Genomic DNA, 19,359 nt, shown 5'->3' with positions numbered 1-19,359 from the left:
CGACAGATTCCCGCCCGTCACCCAGCCCCTGTGGACAACCCCGGACTTGACCTCAACACAAGTTCAGGTTGCAGCCTCGGAGATCCACAGCAAAGGGAGAAACCATGCGAGCAGCGATAGTCACCGAGTTCGGCAGCGCGGACGTCATCGAGACCCAGGACTGGCCGGACCCCGTCCCCGGCCCCGGTGAGGCACTCGTCGAGGTCGCGGTCGCCGACGTCATCTTCGTCGAGACCGCCATCCGCCAAGGCCACCACAGCCAGTACTTCGACGTGAAAACGCCTTACGTGCCAGGCAGTTCACTCGCCGGCACCGTTCGTGACGTCGGACCGGACGTACCGGAGAGCTGGATCGGCAAGACCGTCCTGGGCCGTGCCTCCGGCTTCGGCGCCCACGCCGAGCTTGCAGTGGCCACCGGCTTGATCGAGGTGCCACCAGAGCTCAACCTGGAGACCGCGATCGCAGTCGTCGGCGACGGTCAGACCGCACTCATGCTGGAGGACCTCGCGCCGCCGATGCAGGGCAAGGAGGTGCTCGTCACCGCCTCCGCCGGCGGCATGGGCCTGCTCCTGATCCAGCTCGCACACCGGGCCGGCGCACACGTCATCGCCGCCGCGCGCGGCCAGGCCAAACTCGACCTCAGCAAGGCCCAGGGCGCCGACGTAGTGATCGACTACTCCAAGCCCGGCTGGGAGAAGCTGGTGCTCGAGGCAACGAACAACCAGGGCGCGGACATCGTCTTCGAGGGCGCCGGCGGTCAGCTCGGCGCGACCGCGTTCACCGTGGTCAAGGACGGCGGCTGGTTCTCTGCCCACGGCGCCCCGAGCGGAGGCTTCGCCGCCTACGACCCCGACGAGGCAGTACGGCGCAACGTCACTGTGAAGGGCATCAACGACCTCAGAGCCGACACGACCACGACGACGATCACAAGCGCCGACGTGATCGCCAGAGCCGTAGCCGGCGACCTCAAGCCTGTGGTGGACAAGGTCTACGACCTGGACCACGTGGCTGACGCCCACAGGGCCTTGGAGCGGCGCACGCTACTCGGCAAGGCCCTGATCAGGGTCAGGAGCTAGTCGCCGACCGGCTGGTCGGAGTGGTCGGTGACAGCAGGCGGGGTCGGGCGGGCTGCGACGATGCGGTTGCGCCCGTCCCGCTTCGCACTGAGCAGTGCGTTGTCCGCCGCCAGCACCAGCTGGTCCATGGTGTCCGCGACATCCGGGTAGACCGCGGCGCCGAACGACGCCGGTACGCCGGTGATCACCGCAGTAGAAGCCGTGACCGTGTCCACTGACACGCTCAGCGTGCTGAGCCGGTCGCGGATTCGCTCGGCGACTTCGAGCACCTCAGTCTCCGAGGCACCCGGCAGCAGCACCGCCAGCTCGTCTCCGCCGACCCGTGCGACCAGGTCGCCCTGCCGGACTTCGGCACGCACGCTCTCACCGACCGCACGCAGTGCCTGGTCCCCAGCCGGGTGGCCGTAGGTGTCGTTGATCTCCTTGAACTTGTCCAAGTCGAGCATCAGCAGGCCCACCGAGCTGCGCAGCGTCTCCGCACGCGCCAGCTCAGCCGGTACGGCGCTGGCCCAGTACGCCGGAGTCGCCAGACCGGTCTTCACGTCCGTGCCGGCGGCCCGCTGGAACTGCGGCAGCAGCAAGTCGCGGTGCAGCGCGAGCACCGTCACCATCAGGATCGGCACCACCCACGGGTACGACGCCTGCAGCGCGGCAACCGCCACACCGAGTCCAAGACCGGCCACCACGACGAGCTGGTCGGCGAGGTCGCCCAGCGCGCCACGGGCGGTGGCGTCGGGGGAGGACAGCAGGATCGCGCCGATCACCAGCGCGAAGTTCACCAGCCACCAGGTCGCGGCCGCACCGATCACGACCAACAGCGTCCACGGCCCGGTCGGCACCCGCGGCTCGGTCAGCAGACCGCCTCCGCGCAGCACACCGGCGGCGGCAGCGCTGGCCAGGATGAACGTGCTCGCCGAGAACACCTTGCGGTGCGCGATGGTCCGCCCGTAGACCCGGATCCAGGAGTAGCCGTAGGACACGACGATCAGCGCGACCACCAGGCTGAGCGGGAGCAGCAGCAGGCCCGCGAAGACCCACAGGCTCTTCAGATTGGTGTACGGCGAAGTGTTCGCCGCCATCTCGCGTCGGCGCTCGATTCCGCGGGCAGACTCCAGGTGTAGCACCGAGGCGGCCGCCAGCACGGCGAAGGCGACCCACTCGGTCGGCCTGACGCCGGTTCGGGCGCCGGAGATCGTCGAGGCCAGAGCCAAGGCGGTGATCGTGACTGCAATCGCGTCCACGCCGAGCACATAGCTCAGCGCAGGACGGGGCAACGACCAGAGCTTCCATCGGCGGGGTGGCACCCAATTGCTCCGACCGATCAGAATCATGGTGGCCTCACACGGATCGACCTGAACGGTTATTCCGTAATAGTAACTGCCTGTTCACGCGAGGTCATCCCCAGGCCCGCGGAAATCCATCTGACGATGGCGACGGAAGGATCCAGCACCATGTCGAAGATCAGCACCGGCAACGAGTGGTTCAACGGCGGCAACGAGTGGTTCACCGGCCCCGGCAACGAGTGGTTCCACGGTGGGAACGAGTGGTTCCACGGCGGGAACGAGTGGTTCACGCAGAGTGGCAACGAGTGGCTGCGGCAGTCGGGTCGATCCGGTAACGAGTGGTTCACCACCGGTAACGAGTGGTGATCTGACGCTCATTGCCGAAATTTCTTTACCGACATTTTACGAAGCCCGTCCGGGGATATTCCCTGAATCTCCGGACAGCTCGTCCGGCGCCAATGTGGCGGCGCCGGTCCCGGGCCGGCGGGCCCGTGTCCAGGCGATGCCCGCCGCCAGGGCCGCCAGCGCGCCGACGGCGCCCATGACACCCAGCGCGAACGACGGCGAGTACTGGTCCGCGATCAGTCCGGCCAGCAGGATGCCGAGGCCCTGACTGCCCTTCAGCGCCATGCTGGCGACTCCGAAGGCCTGCCCGCGCTGGCCGTCCGGCACTGCCTGCACGAAGGCTGCGCTGGTCGGTAGGTGGTAAGCCGACGCCATGCCGGACAGGGCCCACAGTGCCACCGTCGGCAGCAGCCCTGGCGCGAAGAACGACGCGATCAGCGGCGCACAGGCCAGCACGGCCAGCGGGCCGAGGAATCCCATCCGTTTCTCCGGCGGCCACAACGTGATCAGCCACATGCCGGCCACAGCCCCGGCTGGGCTTGCTGCCAGCAGCAGACCCGCAGCCTCCGGCCCTCCACCGATCTCATGCGCGTAGGGGACGGCCAAGCCCTCTACGGTCACGTAGAACCCGGCGATCGTCGCCAGCACGATCAGCGCACGCAGCTTCGGCGTACGGACGACCAGGGTGAAGCCGGCGGTGAGGTCCTTGAAGTAGCTGCTCTGTGGCGCATTTGTGCCACGAGCTGGCACCGGGCGGCTCTTTACGCCAAAGGCGATGAGAGCTGCGGACAGCAGGAAGGTCGCGGAGTCCAGCAGGAGGCCGCCGGACGTGCCCACTGCGACCACGATCACGCCGCCGGTCCCGAAGCCCAGCACCTGGCTGAACTGGACGACCATGTCGTTCGCAGCCTTGCCCAGCACGTAGTGGTCGCCAGGCAGTACGGCGGGGAGCGTCGCGGCCCGTGCGGCGTTGAAGGGCGACCCGAACGCCTGCAGTCCGAGCAGGAGCACGATGACTACGAGCAGCGGCAGCGCCTGAATCGCCATGGCTGCAACGAGAACTGCCCGCGCCAGGTCGGTGACGATCATCACAGCGCGGCGGGGGTAGCGGTCGGCGAACCCGGCCAGCAACGGCCCGAACAGCAGGTCGGGCACGTAGGTCAGCGCATAGGTCAGTGCGGTGAGGCCGGCGGAGTTGGTGCGGTCGAAGACCAGCACGGACAGCGCGACCCGGGCCAGCTGGTCGCCCGCGACGGACAACACACCGGCCAGGAACAGCGCACGGAACTCCGCATGGCCGAAGACATCGCGCCAGCGGGCACGCTCGATCACCCCACCCTCCATACCAAGACCTTAACCACAATCCGTGTCCTGACACCTCCCGCCTGTAACTGAAAGGGTTTCCCTCCGCGGGATTCCGGCTGGTTCAAAGGTTTGTTCGCGGCGGATCAGTGCCAGATCGTGAACCCGGTGGCGCCCCGTTTGGATGAACGTTCTACTCTGGAGATCTCCGGTACCGGGGTCTGGGCGGGGCGGCCCCGACCCTGGTACCGGAGCTCTTCATGTCCGGCCCCTGCGGCGACCGAAAACTGTCGGTGGCGCCCGGTAGCGTTCTTCTTGCCAGGGGCGGCTCCTGGACGTGCTTCCTTCTCCTTCACCAGGCCAAGTAGCGCGTCCGCTCTCCGCCCCTGGCGCGTTCATCCACGAGCCCTGCCGGGAGGAGCCGTCATGCCGGACGAACACCCGCACGCCGCCGTACTGCTGCGCCGCCGCCGCATGGTCGACCCGGCCGGCCTGACTCCTCCAGTGCGGCGTTCTGCGTGGCAGTGGCTGCGTCGTCCGCTGACCATCCAGTCGGGGCTGTCCGCGCTGCAGGCTGACCTGGTCCAGCGCGGCTTCCTGCTGTCGGTCGGGCTGTACCGGCACTGTTCCGGCCTGTCTGCGCCCGCGCTCGCCGGGTTCGGTCGCGCGCTGCTCGACCTGCTCGACGCAGAGTCCGGCCACGACCAGCAGCACGTGCCGCTGTTCCGAGGCTTCCCGGAGAGCGTGCCGGGCAACACCGAGGCCTTCTACATCAACAGGATCTTCGCGCGGTTGCTGCAGGAGCCCGAGCAGCCCTGCGTGCTCTGCGGCGACGCCAAGTCGGTCCACGCGGTCTCACCCTGCGCCCACCTGGTCTGCCGGACGTGCTGGGACGGGGCCGACTTCAGTGCGTGCCCGCTGTGCCTGCGCCGGATCAACCCTAACGACCCGTTCCTGAAGCCGTCGTTCGACGATGTGCAGGCCGCGCACGTGCGGTCGGACCGCCTGCGGTTGCTGACCCTCGCTCCGGCAGATGCGCTGCAGTCGACAGTCACTGCTCTGCTGGAACGGCGTTCGCCGCTGTCCGCAGCCGATCGCGCCGACCTGCTGGTGTTGCTCGCCGACGCCGACCCGTCCTGGCTGCCCGACGAGATCCCGGTCCGGGAGACGCGTGCGCTCGTACTGGCCCGTTTCCTCGCCGACCACCCCGAGCTGATCGACCGCACCGGGACAGCCACCGACGTGCTGCGCCTGCTGTACGCGCTGATGGACGCCGATCCGGGCCTGCGGACGCCACCGCTCCGCCGGAAGTCGTTGCCGCGGGCAACGCGACGGCTCGTGCTGGCCCGGCTCGACCGGCTGCCGGCGGAGACGCTGATCGAGGACCTGCGCCGGCATGAGCGGGCCTGGAAGCGGATCGCGGAGAACCTGCACCCGTTCGAGTTCGCGACCCGTCATCCGCTTGCGGCGCTCGCGTTCGCGGTGCTCCGCCGTACCGATGTGGACCTGAGCACCGCGGCCGGGCGTGCCGTCGCGGCGGAGGCCGCGCGGCATCCCTTTGTGCGTTTGGAAGACGGGCGGCTGACGACCAGCACCTTCGCGTCCAGGGTCGAGGTCGCGTTGGAGTCCCGCCCAGCGCATGCGCTCGACCTGCTGCGGCAGCGGCCCGGAGACCTGGTACGGCGCCTGGTCCACCTGGCGCGCGTGCTGCCGGCCGATCAGCACGGTGCGCTGGTCGACGCGCTGACGACCGCGGTCTCGGACGTGTCGCCGGTGGTGCTGACGGCGGCGCTCGGCCAGGTCCGTACGCCGCCGGGCGACCTGCGGCTGTTCTTCCCGCGAGGTGGGAGCGCGCGGATCTGGACGAAGGTGGACGAGCGCGAGCCGCTGCCGGCCGAGCTGGCCTCCGCGCTGTCCGACGTGCTGGTCGGCGAAATGTTGCGACGGGCAACGGATCTGCCACGGTTGCGGCGGGTGTTCCTGGACGAGGAGTTGGCCCGGCTCGCCGCGCCCGGTTCGGAGCGGAGCGCGTCGTCGACGCTGCTGCGGATGACGCGGGGGAGCGCGGTCCCGATCCCGCAGGACGAGCTGCTGCGGTTGTTCCTGCACTGGGTCGAGCCGACCGGGCGGCGGGTGGATCTCAACCTGTCGGTCGCGGTGTTCGACCAGGAGTGGGGCTTCGTCGGGCTGTGCGACTACACCCGGCTGCGGTTCGACCAGGACGCGCTGGTGCACTCGGGTGACCTGACCTCGGCGCCGGGGCCGCACGGGTCGACGGAGTTCGTCGACCTGGACCTGCGGGCGGTGCGACGGGTCGGCGGGCGGTACGTGCTGCCGGTGGTGTTCAGCTACAACAACGTCCCGTTCGACGAGCTCGAGCGCGGGTTCGTCGGCGTGATGCGGCAGCCGACCGGGCTGTTCGACCCGGCCGCGGTCGACGACCGATTCGACCTGGCCGGTCCGGCCAAGATCCTGCTCCCGTTCGGCGTCGACCTGCAGACCAAGGACCTGCGCTGGTACGACGTCAACCTCAGCGCGGCCGGCTACGGCCACAACATCGCGCGGTACGGCGGTCACCTGGCGCTGATGGCGGCAACGATGGAGGACGTGCACGGCTCCGGCGACCGGGTCAGCCTGTGGGAGATCGGCTGCTGGCACGCGGCCGCGCGGACCGACGAGGTCGTTGTCCGCTGTGCGGACGGCTCGGTGGTCGGCTACCTGCGGGATCCGGCTGAGGATCTCTCGGTTTTCGCCCGCCGGCTGACCGCCCGCCTGCAGCCCGACCGCGTCTGGGACCAGGACGCGGCGGATCGCGCCGACTTCGCCGCCGTACTCACTGCCGACATCACGCCGCGCGTCGGTGCGCAGGTCTTCGCCCTGCATCCGCAGCTGCTGGACCCGGCGACCCACACGCTCATCGACGCGCCGCAGCTGCTGAGCGCGCTGGCTCCCGACACCCGGGCCCACGCTCCCGCCGCCCTGCCGAGCTGAGGATCGGCTGAGAGGACTTTGACAATTCTGTGACGCTGCGGGGCCGGATGCTTTGGCTGGCCGCGCTGCGGGGGTACAACGGAATTGACCGCGAAGGGAGCCACGAATGACGTATGACGTGGTGGTGCTCATCGAGCGGGAGATGAGCGAGGGCGACGCGCGCCGCGTTGCCGCCCTGCACGCAAGGTACGAAGAGCCAGTCGACTACCACCTGCTCGTCTCCAGTCATCCGGAGAGCGCGCTCGGTGGTCCGATGGCGTTGCTGGGGTCGACGTTCGCTGACGTGGCCGGGATGACCGGCTCCGCGGCCGTGGTCGGTTCCGCCACCGCGCCGTCGGCCCGGGTCAGCCCGCCGCCCGCGCCGAGCCGAACGCCGACAGCCACGCTGGCCGACCCCGATGTCGACCTGGCCTCGGTGATCGAACACAGTTCGCGCTACCTGCGGCAGGCCAGCGGCTACCCGGTCAACGTGGCGATCACGCACGGCGAGGTCCTGCTGGCGCTCCAGACCCTGGTCAAGAGCACCAACAGCCATGAGGTCGTCGTGGTGGCCTGGCCGGAGACCGCAGCCAGGTTCCTCTGCTCCGACTGGACCACCAAGGCCCGCAAGGCCCTCAAGGTCCCCCGCGTCCGAATCCTCGAGCACGACACCTGAGCCTGCTGGCGGGGTCTTTGACCACTGACGCGCTGTAACCCGCCAGCGGTCGAACAACCTGTCGCTGCGTCATCCACAGAATTGAACTCGCGTGCGCCAGGTGTCCGTGGGTGCGGCATGTTGTCGGGTGTGAACGGGAAGCTTGCAGTGATTGCCGCTGCGCGCGGCGGATGGTTCGACCGGGACGACGTACTAGCGGCGGGGTACTCCGATGCCGAGATTCGGAGCCGGGTGGCTGCCGGGCAGTGGGTTCGCCTGACCCGGGGTGCCTACGCCGAGCCGAGCCCCGAGGTCAAGTCGCTGGCGCCATGGGACCGGGAGGTCTGGCGGCACGTTCGTACGGCCAGGGCTGTCTACCGTCGGCTGCGCGGACGCGCCGTCGTGAGCCATCAGTCGGCACTGCTGTTGCACGGCATCGCGGTGTCGGAACTCGACTTGGCGCGGGTGCAGTTGACCAGGCTGAGGGGATGCGGTCGGTCCGGTGAGACAGTGTGCCAGCACGCGGCAAGCCCACCGGTCCGCGAGTGGGTCGAAGCCGGGGACGTACGGACAACGACACCCGCGCGGGCGGTTGTTGAGGCGGTTCGGGCGGCGGCCTATCCGGTCGGAGTGTCCGTGGTGGATCTGGCGCTGCGACTGCGAGTGGTGACGACGGAGCAGTTGACCGAGGCTCTCGACCTGTTCGCCGGCCGGGCCGGCATCCGGACGGCCACGCGGGCCGTGGAGTTCGGCGATGGCCGGGCGGAGTCGGTCGGGGAGTCGAGGCTTCGGGTGCTGCTGGCGAACCTCGGGTTCTCGGCCCCTGTCCCGCAGGCCGAGATCCGTGACCCCGGTGGCCACTTGGTGGCCCGAGTCGACTTCCTCCTGGACGACTGGGGCGTGGTGGTCGAGTTCGATGGCGCCGTGAAGTACGGCGATGGTTCTCCGGCCGCCCTCATCGCCGAGAAGGTCCGCGAGGACCGCCTCCGCGACCTCGGCTACGAGGTCGTCCGCGTCACCTACTCCGACCTTGCCCGCCCCACCGCACTCCAGACCCGCCTCAGCAGGGCCATCAACCGCTCGCGCCGGTCGTCGGTACTTGGTTATGTCACCACTAGCGCGCTGTAGCACGCCATCAGTCAAACAACCCGCCAGCTGCGGCGGGCGAGCAGATCATCGGGCCGGCTGATGCGGCAGCCGGACCGACAAGGTCGTCTCGCCTGGGTGGGACGTGATGGTGATCGTGCCGCCGTGGTGTTCGGCGATGATTCGCTGGGCGATGTCCAGGCCCAGGCCAGTGCCCTTGCCGACCTCCTTGGTCGTGTAGAAGGGCTCGAAGGCACGCGCGATCACCTGCGGCGGCATGCCGGGTCCGGTGTCGGTGAACTCGACGACGATCCGGTCGCCGTCGGTGCGCGTGCTGATCCGCAGCGTGCCGGTGCCCTCCATCGCGTCGACCGCGTTGTCGATCAGGTTCGTCCACACCTGGTTGAGCTCACCGGCGTACGCCTCGATCCGGGGGACGTCGGCGCCGTACGCGCGGATCACCTCGATCCCGTCGCGGAGCTTGTGGCCGAGCATGACGAGTGTGCTCTCGATGCCTTCGGTGACGTCGATCGTCTGCAGTGAACTGCGGTCCATCTGCGAGTACGAGCGGACGGCCGCGACGAGCTCGGTGATCCGCCGGGTCGACTCCTTCACCTCGCCGAGCAACGTCGACACGGCGAGCGTGCTCGCCACCCACTCGAGCCCAGGCTGCAAGGCCTCGCCGAGCACCTCGGCCGCACGCTCACACCACGCGACCGAGGCGCCGGCCGCGGCCAGCGGCGGCGCGATCAGCCAGTCCTTCTCGATTTCCTGCCGATCGAGCCACTCCGAGATCGTGTTCTCGGCGTCGGCCAGGTCGACAGGATCCGGCACCGCTGCTCCCGAGGAGGTCAGCTGGAGCCGCAGCTCGTCGAGCTCGCTGAACTGAGTAGCCGTGATCTCGCCTTCCGCGAGGCCTTGGAGGGCGGACAACAACGAGGCGGCAGCGGTGTCGAGGGCACTGACGGATCGCGAAGCCGCCGCGGCGGGGTTGTTGATCTCGTGCGCCAACCCGGCCGCCAGCGTTCCCAGCGTGATCAGCGCGTCCCGCTGCCGCGCGGTCGACTCGATCGCGCGCGCGGTCCCGTACACGCCCTTGATCAGGTGCCCGGCGAGCGGGAACCAGTCGTCGATCCGGTCCCGCAGTACGGCGGCCGGCACCCGGAGCACCCGTCCTTCGGCGATTCCGCGACCGCTCGCGAGGTAGACGCCGTGCTCATCCCAGGCCCGGAACCCACCGGCCCACCGACCCGGTACGTCGATCTTGCCCATCACGGTGTCCTCGCGCCCGATCTGGCGGTGCAGCGCGATCGCACCCTCCACGAGCACCCACCAGAAGTCGGCCGGCTCGCCCTCGTGGAACAAGGTCACGCCGGGCTCGACCGGGACCTCGGTGCTGCCCGCGATGAGCTCGCCCAGCTGCTCGTCGGTCACGCCGGCGAAGAGCGGGATCCCGCGCAAGTCCCCGGTGTCCATCAGACGGTCGCAAGGTAGCGGTGGACGAGGTAGACCGACATCGCGCCCTCGCCGACGGCGGACGCGACGCGTTTCATCGAGTCGAGCCGGACGTCGCCGGCCGCGAAGACTCCCGGCCGGCTCGTCTCCAGCGCGTACGGCGGGCGCGGCAGCTGCCAGCGGTCCATCGCGACCAGCTCCGGGCCGGTGACGACGAATCCCTTGCCGTCCCGGACCAGCGAGTCACCCAGCCAGTCGGTGCGCGGCGACGCCCCGGCGAACACGAACAACCAGCTCGACTGCACCTCCTCGACCCGTCCCGCGGAGCGCTCGACGAGAACCAGCGACTCCAGGTGACCGTCGCCGCCGCAGCCGATCACCTCGGTCCGGCAGCGGATCTCGATGTTCGGGGCGGCGGAGATCTTGTCGACCAGGTAGCGCGACATCGAGGTGGTCAGCGTTTCGCCGCGGACCAGGAGCACGACTCGCTTGGCGTAGCGGGCGAGGTTCAGCGCTGCCTGACCGGCTGAGTTCGCGGCGCCGACGATGTACACCTCGTCGCCCTGGCACTGAGTCGCCTCGCTGGCCGTCGCGCCGTAGTACACGCCGCGGCCGGTGAAGGCGCTGAGGCCGTCGACGTCCAGGCTGCGGTACGAGACGCCGGTCGCGACGATCACCGAACGGGCCTCGATCTCGCCGGACTCCTCGAGCAGTACGGCGTGCACCGGACCGCGGGACTCGAGTCCGACGACACTGCGTGCGAGCACCATCTCGGCACCGAACCGGGAGGCCTGTGCGACGGCCCGGGCGGCGAGGTCGGAGCCCGTCAGCCCGCGCGGGAAACCGAGGTAGTTCTCGATCGCGGCGCTCAGTCCGGCCTGTCCGCCGGGGGCCTCGCGCTCGACGATGACCGTGCTCAGGCCTTCCGAGGCCGCGTAGACGGCAGCGGCCAGTCCGGCGGGTCCACCGCCGACGATGCAGACGTCGTACAGCGGCTGCTCGGCGCGGGTTCGCAGGCCGAGGGCGGAGGCGAGGTCGATCGTGGACGGCGCGCGGAGGGTGTCGCCGTCGGGGACCAGGACCAGTGGCAGGTCGTTGTCGGAGGCATCGGCCAGGTCGCGGAGCCGCTTCCCCTCGGCGTCGCGCTCCACGTCGTACCAGCGGTACGGCACGTGGTTGCGGGCCAGGAACGTCTTGATCTCGTGGGCCCGGTCGGACCACCGGTTGCCGACCACCCGTACGTCGGAGGTGTGCTCGGGGTTGGCCTGCTGCCAGTCGCCGAGCAGGTCGTCGACGATCGGGAACAGCTGGTCCTCCGGCGGATCCCAGGGCTTGAGCAGGTAGTAGTCCAGACCGATGTCGTTGATCGCCTTGATGGCCACGTCGGTGTCGGCGTATGCGGTGAGCAACAAGTACTTCGCGGTGGGTGCTTGTTCGCGGGCGCGTTCGAGCAGTTCGATGCCGGTCATGCCGGGCATCCGCTGGTCGGTCGCGATCATTGCGATCGGCTGGTTACGCAACGCGAGTTTCGTCAACGCTGCCAGGGCTTGCGCGCCCGAGGTCGCCTTCACGACCAGGTAGTCGTCGCCGTACCGCCGGCGCAGATCACGGGAGATGGCCGCCGAGACCATCGGGTCGTCGTCGACGGTGAGAATCGCTGGCTTGGTCACCCGGTGCCCCCCACAGCAGTGAACCGATCACGCCAGCATGACACGCTACTGCCTAGTCGTCGATCAGTGCGCGAAGGGTTTCGCGGTCCTCGTCGGGGACGTAGCTCGCGTAGTAGTCGTACATGTTCTGCCGGGCGATCCGGGCCGCCGCGTGACCGTTGCCGGCGCGGATCGCGTCCACCACCTCGGCGTGGTGCTGGAGCGACTCGAGCATCAGGGCGCGGCTGTTGCCGGCGTGCGCGATCTTATCCGAGATCAGGCTGAGCACGACACCGCGGACGACCTCGTTGCAGGTCTGGATCAGTGAGTTGCGGCTGATCTGCGCGATCACGTCGTGGAAGGCCAGGTCGGCCTCGCCGAAGGCGGCGAAGTCGACGTCGATCGCGGCCCGCATGGCCACCAGCGTCTCCTCCATCTCGGTCAGCTGCTCGGGGGTGCGGAGCCGGGACGCGACCTGGATCGCGGCGCCGTCCATGATCATCCGGAAGCCGATCAGCTCGCTCAGGGTCAGCTCGTCGACGCGGGCCAGCCGGACCAGTTGCTTGCGCAGCGCGGCCTGCGAGAACGGCAGGATCTCCGGCCCGTTCGGGTCGCCCGGGCGGGACCGGACGACGCCGTTGCTCTCCAGCACCCGCAGCGCCTCGCGCACCGTCGACCGGCTGACCTCGAACTGCGCGACCAGCTCACGCTCGCTCGGCAGCCGCTGGCCGGGAGCGAGGTCACCGCGGATCAGCGCCTCCTCGACCTGCTCGACGATCCGCTGGTACGCGCGGACAGGCTGCACCGGCTCGAATCGCGGACTCTTGGTCATTCCGGAGCACCCCAATCGCTTGACAGACCCCTGCGTAGCGACAAACCTAGTGGACCACTGACACCTAGTCCACTGGTCGGACCAGTCACAGCTGTACGGCGAACTCGCCGGAGTGGCGTGGCCCCGTTCAGCGGACTCCGCACAGATCGCCAGAATGCGGCGAGCACACAGCCGGCAGCCCTGGAGGAGTTCGCGTGAAGTCGTCGTATCGGAAACGGGCGGTGGCGCTGGTCGCCTCCGCAGCTCTCCTGGTCCTGACCGCCTGTTCGGCCGGATCCACCGCGACGCCCGGCAGCTCGCCGGGTGGCGACCAGTCGCTGTCGATCGGCCTGGTCGCGGAGCCGGCCAGCCTCGACTTCACCACCACCGACGGCGCCGCGATCCCGCAGGCGCTGCTCGGCAACGTGTACGAGCGCCTGGTCAAGCAGGACGACTCCGGCAAGATCGTGCCGGAGCTCGCGAAGTCCTGGACGCTCTCGCCGGACCGCAAGACCTACACGTTCGACCTGGTCGACAACGCCAAGTTCACCAACGGCAAGCCGTTCACCGCGGCCGACGCGGTGTTCAGCATCAACCGGGTGAAGACCGCCTGGACGACCTCGCTGGCGGCGGCGATGGACGTCGTACAGGAGGCCAAGGCGCTGTCGCCGACGCAGTTGCAGGTGACGCTGTCGAAGCCGAGCAACGGCTGGCTGTTCCGGATGACGACCCGGATCGGCGCGATGTTCTCCGAGACCGGGGTGAGCGCGCTGGCGACCGCGCCGATCGGCACCGGGGCGTTCAAGTTCTCCAAGTGGAACCGCGGCGACTCGATCGTGCTGCTGCGCAACGACGACTACTGGGGCACGAAGCCGTTCTTCAACCAGATCACGCTGAAGTACTTCAAGGACGCGACGGCGCTGAACAACGCGCTGCTGACCGGGACGATCAACGTGATCGGCACCGTGCAGGCGCCGGAGGCGCTCAGCCAGTTCACCAGCAACGACAAGTACCAGGTGATCGAGGGGACGACGAACGGCGAGGTGCTGCTGTCGTTCAACAACTCCGAGCCGATCTTCAAGGACGTCCGGACCCGGCAGGCGATCCGGATGGCGATCGACCACAAGGCCTTGCTCGACACCTGCTGGGCCGGTCGCGGGAAGCTGATCGGCAGTATGGTCCCGCCGACCGACCCGTGGTACGAGGACCTGACGAACGTCGCGCCGTACGACCAGGCCAAGGCGAAGTCCCTGCTGCAGGCATCCGGCGCGGCGGGTAAGACGCTGCGGCTGCGGCTGCCCACGCTTCCGTACGCGATCTCCTGCGGCCAGGTGGTGAAGAGCCAGCTGGAGCAGGCCGGGCTGAAGGTCGCGATCGACCAGCAGGAGTTCCCGGCGGCGTGGCTGACCACGGTGCTGAAGAACGCCGACTACGACATGTCGATCATCGCGCATGTCGAGCCGCGGGACCTGGGCTCTGTCTTCAACGCCAAGTACTACACCCGGTACGACGACCCGACGCTGCAGCAGTACCTGGCCGCGGCCGACGCCGGGGACGAGGCGGCGCAGGTCGACAACATGAAGAAGGCGGCCCGGCGGATCTCCGAGCAGGCCGCGGCCGACTGGCTCTTCCTGCTGCCGAACCTGATGGTCGCGGACAAGAACGTGAAGGGCCTGCCGCAGAACGCCATCACCGAGAACTTCGACCTGACCAAGCTCGCCCGCTGAGGACCGGCCGATGATCCTGCGCCTGATCGAACGGACCGCGGTGCTCGTGGTCAGTCTCGCGATCAGCTCGGTCCTGGTGTTCGCGTTCATGGCCGTGCTGCCCGGGGATCCGGCGCGGGTTGCACTCGGTGTGAACGCGACCGACGAGGCGGTCACGGAGCTGCGCCGCCAGTTCGGCCTGGACCGGCCGCTGCCGACCCAGTACTTCGACTGGATCGGCGGGCTGTTCCGCGGGGACTTCGGGACGTCGTACGTGTCGAAGGCCGAGATCGGGCCGCAGATCATCGACCGGTTCCAGGTGACGCTGTGGCTGGTGCTGGCCGGGATGCTCATCGCGCTGCTCGTCGCGGTGCCCGCCGGCACGATCATGGCCGCGCGGCACCGCAACGTCTCCGGGCTGGCGCTGTCCGCGCTGTCGCAGGTGGGCGTCGCCGTACCGGCGTTCCTGGCCGGAATCATGCTGATCATGGTGTTCGCCGTGAAGCTCGGCTGGCTGCCCGCGAACGGCTGGACACCACCGGCGCAGGATCCGGGCATGTTCCTGCAGCAACTCGTCCTGCCGGCGTTGTCGCTCGGCCTGGTGCAAGGCGCCGTGCTGACTCGGTACGTGCGGAGCGCGGTGCTCGACGTACTGCGTGAGGACTATCTGCGGACCGCCCGTGCCAAGGGGTTGCGACCGTTCCCGGCGTTGTGGCGGCACGGGCTCCGCAACGCGGCGGTCCCGGTGGTGACCGTGCTCGGTCTTCAGCTCGCGACGCTGCTGATCGGCGCGGTCGTGGTGGAGCGGGTCTTCGTCATCCCCGGGCTCGGCAGCCTGCTGCTGGACGGGGTGTCGAACCGCGACCTGCTCGTGGTGCAGGACGTCGTGATGGTGCTCGTGATCGCCGTACTCGTGGTGAACTTCCTGGTCGATCTGCTGTACGTCGCCCTGGACCCGAGACTGCGGGTGGGGTCGCGATGAGGCGGCTGAACCCGAGCCTGATCGCCGGCGGCGCGATCGTCGGCCTGATCGTGCTGATGGCGCTGGTGTCGTTCGTCTGGACGCCGTACGACGCCACCCTCGTCGACCCCGCGGTCCGGCTGGCCGAGCCGTCCTGGGAGCACTGGTTCGGGACCGACAGGTTCGGCCGGGACGTGTTCAGCCAGATCATGGTCGGGTCGCGGACCACGCTGTTCGTCGGCGTCGTCGCGGTCGGCGTGGCGGCGGTGATCGGTGTGCCGCTGGGGATCCTGGCGGCGATGTCGAAGCGGTGGTCGAGCGAGGTCATCATGCGCACCAACGACCTGCTGCTCGCGTTCCCGGCGCTGCTGCTGGCGATCATGTTCGGCGCGGTGTTCGGGTCCAGCACGCTGACGGCGATGATCGCGATCGGCATCGCGTCGGTGCCGAGTTTCGCCCGGGTGATCCGGAGCGGGGCGTTGCAGGTGATGCGGACCGAGTACGTGCTGGCGGCCCGCGCGGCCGGGCGGCAGCCGTTCCCGATCGCCACCCGGCACGTGCTGCCGAACGTGTCCAGCCTGATCACCGTGCAGGCGTCGGTGTCGTTCGCGATCGCGGTGCTGGCCGAGGCGGCACTGTCGTTCCTCGGCTACGGGACGCCGCCGCCGACGCCGTCGTGGGGCCGGATGCTGCAGGAGAGCCAGGAGTTCCTGTTCACCGCACCGCGGCTGGCGATCTTCCCGGGCGTGGCGATCGCGATCGCCGTGCTGGGCTTCAACCTGCTCGGCGACGGGCTGCGGGACCGGTTCGACCCGAAGCTGGAGGACCGGCGATGAACGACGTACTCAGTGTTCGCGGGCTCACTGTCACCGTGCGGGACAAGACGCTGGTCTCGGATGTTGACCTGACCGTCGGGCCGGGGGAGCGGGTCGGGCTGATCGGCGAGTCCGGGTCGGGGAAGTCGCTGACCGCGTTGAGCGTGCTCGGGCTGCTGCCCGAGGACGTGACCGCCGCCGGGTCGGTCCGGGTGACCGGAGTCGACCACGACCTGATCGGCGCGGACGAACGGCGGATGTCGCGGGTCCGGGGCCGGCAGCTGGCGATGGTCTTCCAGGAGCCGATGACCGCGCTCAACCCGACGATGCGGATCGGCGACCAGATCGCGGAAGGCATGCTCATCCACCGGACGCGTTCGGGCCGGGGCACTGCCCGGGAAGCCGCGGCCGAGCTGCTCGACCGTGTCCAGCTGCCGACCGACACGCTGCGCGCGTACCCGCACCAGCTGTCCGGCGGCCAACGGCAGCGAGTCGTGCTGGCACTTGCCCTCGCAAATGATCCCGCCCTGCTGATCTGCGACGAGCCGACCACCGCACTGGATGTCACCGTGCAGGCGCTCGTCCTGGACCTGATCGTCAAGGGCGTGGTCGCCCGTGAGGCGGCTCTCCTGTTCATCACCCACGACCTCGCCGTCGTCGCGACCGTCTGCGAACGCGTCCTGGTGATGTACGGCGGCCGCGTCGTCGAGTCCGGCCCGGTCGGTGAGGTGTTCACCCGGCCGCGGCACCGGTACACCGAAGGACTGCTCGCGGCCTCGGACCTGGAGACGACGGATCGGCGGCTGACCACGATCCCGGGCAACGTGCCGTCGGCCGGCCAGTTCCCGTCCGGCTGTGTGTTCCGGACCCGCTGCCGCCATGCGACCGAGGTCTGCGCGACCACTCCGGACTGGAGCGGCACGGAGTCGACCGGATTCGCCTGCCACCACCCTGCGGAGGTCGCGCATGTCTGAGGTCGAGCCGGCCATCCAGCTGATTGACGTCGTGCGCAACTACACGCGTCCCCGGACGTCGCTGCTGCACGCGGCCCCCGTCGTCCACGCGCTGCGCGGAGTGAACCTCGAGGTCAAGCCGGGCGAGCGCTTCGGCATCGTCGGCGAGTCCGGCTGCGGCAAGTCGACGCTGCTGCGGATCATCGCGGCCCTCGACCAGGCCACCTCCGGCCACGTCGTCGTCGAGGGCACCGACATCACCCGGCTGCCGGAGCGCCGGCTGCGGTTCCTCCGCGAGAACCTGCAGCTCGTCTTCCAGGACCCGATGAGCTCGCTCGACCCGCGGATGCGGGTCCGCGACATCATCGCCGAACCCCTTGTCGTGCAAGGGCATCCGGCCTCCGGGCAGCGGGTCCGCGAGCTGCTCGAGGCAGTCGGGCTGTCTGCCGACGCCGGCGACCGGTACCCGCACCAGTTCTCCGGCGGCCAGCGCCAGCGCATCTCGATCGCCCGCGCGCTCGCCCCGCGGCCGCGGATCCTGATCGCTGACGAGCCGGTCAGCGCGCTCGACGTCTCGGTCCGCGCGCAGGTGCTCAACCTGATCTCCGACCTCGTCGACGAGCTGAACCTCACCCTGGTGTTCGTCTCCCACGACCTGTCCGTGGTCAAGCACGTCTGCGACCGGGTCGCCGTGATGAACGCCGGCCAGATCGTCGAGACCGGCTTCACCGGCGACGTCTACGCCGCGCCGCAGCACCCCTACACCCAGCGCCTGGTCTCGGCGATCCCGACTCTGCACCGGGCGCTGGCCGGAGCCACCACCACCGACCTCCTCGCAGCGAAGGGAGCATCCGGATGAAGTACCCAGCCGGCTTGCCGATCGGACAGACCTGGGTCGAGGCGCCTGCCACCGAGCCGGTGATCTTCCCGTACGACGGCTCGACGGTGACGGATGCCCCCGTCGGAGACGTGGACCTGGCGCGGCAGGCGCTCGACCACGCCCTCGCCGTACGCGAGGAGGTCGGCCGGCTTCCGTCGTACGTACGGCGGAACGCCTTGCAGAGCGTGCATGCGGCCATCTCGGCCGAGCGTGACGCGTTCGTCGACCTGCTGGTGCTGGAGACCGGGAAGCCGCTTGTCGACTGCCGGGTCGAGGTCGATCGCACGCTGTTGACGCTGGAGACCTCGGCCGAGGAGGTCGCGCGGCTGCACGGCGAGACCGTGCCGTTGGACCTGTTGCCGAGCGGGGACGGTCTGGTCGGGTTCTGGGTCCGGAAGCCGATCGGGGTGGTCATCGGCATCACCGGGTTCAACTATCCGTTGCTGCTGGCGTCGCACAAGATCGCGCCTGCGCTGGCGGCCGGGTGCCCGGTGATCGTGAAGCCGGCGCCGCAGACTCCGCTCGCGACGCTGTGGCTGGTGCACCTGATGCGGTCGGCGCTGCTGGAGGCCGGTGGGCCGGAGGCCGCCGTACAGCTGGTGACCGGGGGAGCCGATGTCGGTGTTGCGCTGACGACGGATCGCCGGGTCGGAGCGGTGTCGTTCACCGGATCCGCGGCCGTCGGGCACCGGATCGCCCGGGACGCGGCGCCGACGAAGGTGCTGCTCGAGCTCGGGTCGAACTCGGCGCTGATCGTTGCCGAGGACGCCGACCTCGACGCGGCCGCGGACGCGATCATCCGGGGCGGGTACTACGCGTCCGGGCAGGCCTGCATCTCGGTGCAGCGGGTGGTGGCCGTCGAGAGCGTGCGCTCCGCGCTGCTGGAGAAGCTGGACGAGCGACTGCCGTCGGTCGTGGTCGGCGATCCGCGCGACCCGGCGACGCGGGTGTCGGCGTTGATCGATCCGAAGTCGACGGCACGGGTTCGTACGTGGGTCGACGAGTCGGTCGCTGCTGGTGCCAAGGTCGCCTATGCCGCCGCGGCCTCGGCGGACCTGGGTCCGACTGTGCTCACCGACGTACCGGATGGTCAGTTGGCGTGGGACGAGGAGATCTTCGGGCCGGTGATCGCCGTACGGTCGGTGCCGGATCTGGAGACCGCGTTCGCCACGGTGAACGCGTCTCGGTATGGACTGCACGCGAGTGTGTTCACGTCCTCGCTGGACACCGCGTTCACCGCGATCGACCGGCTCGACGTCGGCGGGGTGGTGGTCAACGAGGTGCCCGGCTTCCGGTCCGACGTGATGCCGTACGGCGGTGTCAAGGACTCCGGCATCGGCCGGGAAGGACCGCGGTTCGCGATCGAGGAACTGACCACGACCCGGATGGCGATCATCCGCCCGAGGCCCTGA

Annotated in this window: 16 protein-coding genes; 11 read left to right on the top strand and 5 right to left on the bottom strand. The window is 69.4% G+C overall.

Translation table 11 applies throughout. The features are described from left to right. The first annotated feature begins 104 nt into the window (after positions 1–104). Positions 105–1,076 (top strand): zinc-binding dehydrogenase, encoded by a 972-nt coding sequence (locus ACIBGM_RS44675; protein WP_396389034.1) that lies wholly within the window; start codon positions 105–107, stop codon positions 1,074–1,076. Here the strand turns inward: ACIBGM_RS44675 and ACIBGM_RS44670 are convergent. Further along, entirely contained in the window at positions 1,073–2,350 is a 1,278-nt protein-coding gene (locus ACIBGM_RS44670; RefSeq protein WP_360527322.1) for a GGDEF domain-containing protein, read from the bottom strand. The genes ACIBGM_RS44675 and ACIBGM_RS44670 overlap by 4 nt on opposite strands. A gap of 177 nt (positions 2,351–2,527) precedes the next feature. Here ACIBGM_RS44670 and ACIBGM_RS44665 point away from each other — a divergent pair, with 177 nt between their 5' ends. Beyond that, positions 2,528–2,725, top strand: coding sequence for a DEAD/DEAH box helicase (locus ACIBGM_RS44665; RefSeq protein ID WP_360527325.1), 198 nt, complete (start codon positions 2,528–2,530; stop codon positions 2,723–2,725). A 36-nt stretch (positions 2,726–2,761) separates the two neighbouring features. Here the strand turns inward: ACIBGM_RS44665 and ACIBGM_RS44660 are convergent, their stop codons facing one another. After that, a complete protein-coding gene (locus tag ACIBGM_RS44660; protein WP_360527328.1) occupies positions 2,762–4,048 on the bottom strand; it encodes an MFS transporter in 1,287 nt (428 codons plus the stop codon). A gap of 384 nt (positions 4,049–4,432) precedes the next feature. Between ACIBGM_RS44660 and ACIBGM_RS44655 the strand changes: the two genes are divergently transcribed. From ACIBGM_RS44655 to ACIBGM_RS44645, 3 genes are all read left to right on the top strand, one after another. Continuing rightward, the gene (locus ACIBGM_RS44655) at positions 4,433–6,997 is read left to right on the top strand and encodes an MXAN_6230/SCO0854 family RING domain-containing protein (protein ID WP_396389033.1); all 2,565 of its coding nucleotides are present in this window, start codon (positions 4,433–4,435) and stop codon (positions 6,995–6,997) included. Between the two features lie 106 nt (positions 6,998–7,103). After that, positions 7,104–7,652, top strand: a complete 549-nt coding sequence (locus ACIBGM_RS44650) for a hypothetical protein (RefSeq protein ID WP_360527334.1) — start codon at positions 7,104–7,106, stop codon at positions 7,650–7,652. Positions 7,653–7,781: 129 nt separating this feature from the next. Next, the gene (locus tag ACIBGM_RS44645) at positions 7,782–8,759 is read left to right on the top strand and encodes a type IV toxin-antitoxin system AbiEi family antitoxin domain-containing protein (RefSeq protein WP_396389032.1); all 978 of its coding nucleotides are present in this window, start codon (positions 7,782–7,784) and stop codon (positions 8,757–8,759) included. 45 nt (positions 8,760–8,804) lie between these two features. Here ACIBGM_RS44645 and ACIBGM_RS44640 read toward each other — a convergent pair whose 3' ends face one another. From ACIBGM_RS44640 to ACIBGM_RS44630, 3 genes are read right to left on the bottom strand one after another with little or no spacing between them, the layout of a single operon-like run. Further along, entirely contained in the window at positions 8,805–10,193 is a 1,389-nt protein-coding gene (locus ACIBGM_RS44640) for a sensor histidine kinase (protein WP_396389031.1), read from the bottom strand. Further along, positions 10,193–11,842, bottom strand: coding sequence for an FAD-dependent oxidoreductase (locus tag ACIBGM_RS44635; RefSeq protein ID WP_360527343.1), 1,650 nt, complete (start codon positions 11,840–11,842; stop codon positions 10,193–10,195). Before ACIBGM_RS44635 ends, ACIBGM_RS44640 begins: the two co-directional genes overlap by 1 nt. 52 nt (positions 11,843–11,894) lie before the next feature. Beyond that, on the bottom strand, positions 11,895–12,653 hold the full coding sequence (locus ACIBGM_RS44630) for a FadR/GntR family transcriptional regulator (RefSeq protein WP_360527346.1): 759 nt from the start codon (positions 12,651–12,653) through the stop codon (positions 11,895–11,897). Positions 12,654–12,847: 194 nt separating this feature from the next. Here ACIBGM_RS44630 and ACIBGM_RS44625 point away from each other — a divergent pair, with 194 nt between their 5' ends. The 6 genes from ACIBGM_RS44625 to ACIBGM_RS44600 are packed head-to-tail and all read left to right on the top strand — an operon-like array spanning position 12,848 to position 19,359. After that, positions 12,848–14,359 (top strand): ABC transporter substrate-binding protein, encoded by a 1,512-nt coding sequence (locus ACIBGM_RS44625; protein WP_360527349.1) that lies wholly within the window; start codon positions 12,848–12,850, stop codon positions 14,357–14,359. Between the two features lie 10 nt (positions 14,360–14,369). Next, positions 14,370–15,320, top strand: coding sequence for an ABC transporter permease (locus ACIBGM_RS44620; RefSeq protein WP_396389030.1), 951 nt, complete (start codon positions 14,370–14,372; stop codon positions 15,318–15,320). Further along, on the top strand, positions 15,317–16,135 hold the full coding sequence (locus tag ACIBGM_RS44615) for an ABC transporter permease (protein WP_396389029.1): 819 nt from the start codon (positions 15,317–15,319) through the stop codon (positions 16,133–16,135). Before ACIBGM_RS44620 ends, ACIBGM_RS44615 begins: the two co-directional genes overlap by 4 nt. Further along, positions 16,132–17,088 (top strand): ABC transporter ATP-binding protein, encoded by a 957-nt coding sequence (locus ACIBGM_RS44610; RefSeq protein ID WP_396389028.1) that lies wholly within the window; start codon positions 16,132–16,134, stop codon positions 17,086–17,088. The genes ACIBGM_RS44615 and ACIBGM_RS44610 overlap by 4 nt, the downstream gene beginning before the upstream one ends. Next, positions 17,081–17,926 carry an ATP-binding cassette domain-containing protein gene (locus tag ACIBGM_RS44605; protein WP_360527361.1) on the top strand — a complete coding sequence of 282 codons (846 nt, stop codon included), beginning with the start codon at positions 17,081–17,083 and terminating at the stop codon, positions 17,924–17,926. The genes ACIBGM_RS44610 and ACIBGM_RS44605 overlap by 8 nt, the downstream gene beginning before the upstream one ends. Further along, a complete protein-coding gene (locus tag ACIBGM_RS44600) occupies positions 17,923–19,359 on the top strand; it encodes an aldehyde dehydrogenase family protein (protein WP_396389027.1) in 1,437 nt (478 codons plus the stop codon). Before ACIBGM_RS44605 ends, ACIBGM_RS44600 begins: the two co-directional genes overlap by 4 nt.

Source organism: Kribbella sp. NPDC050470 (assembly GCF_044458365.1).
GTDB lineage: Bacteria > Actinomycetota > Actinomycetes > Propionibacteriales > Kribbellaceae > Kribbella.
The sequence above is the reverse complement of the archived record's forward strand: the minus strand, read 5'-3'. Positions and strand labels throughout refer to the sequence as shown.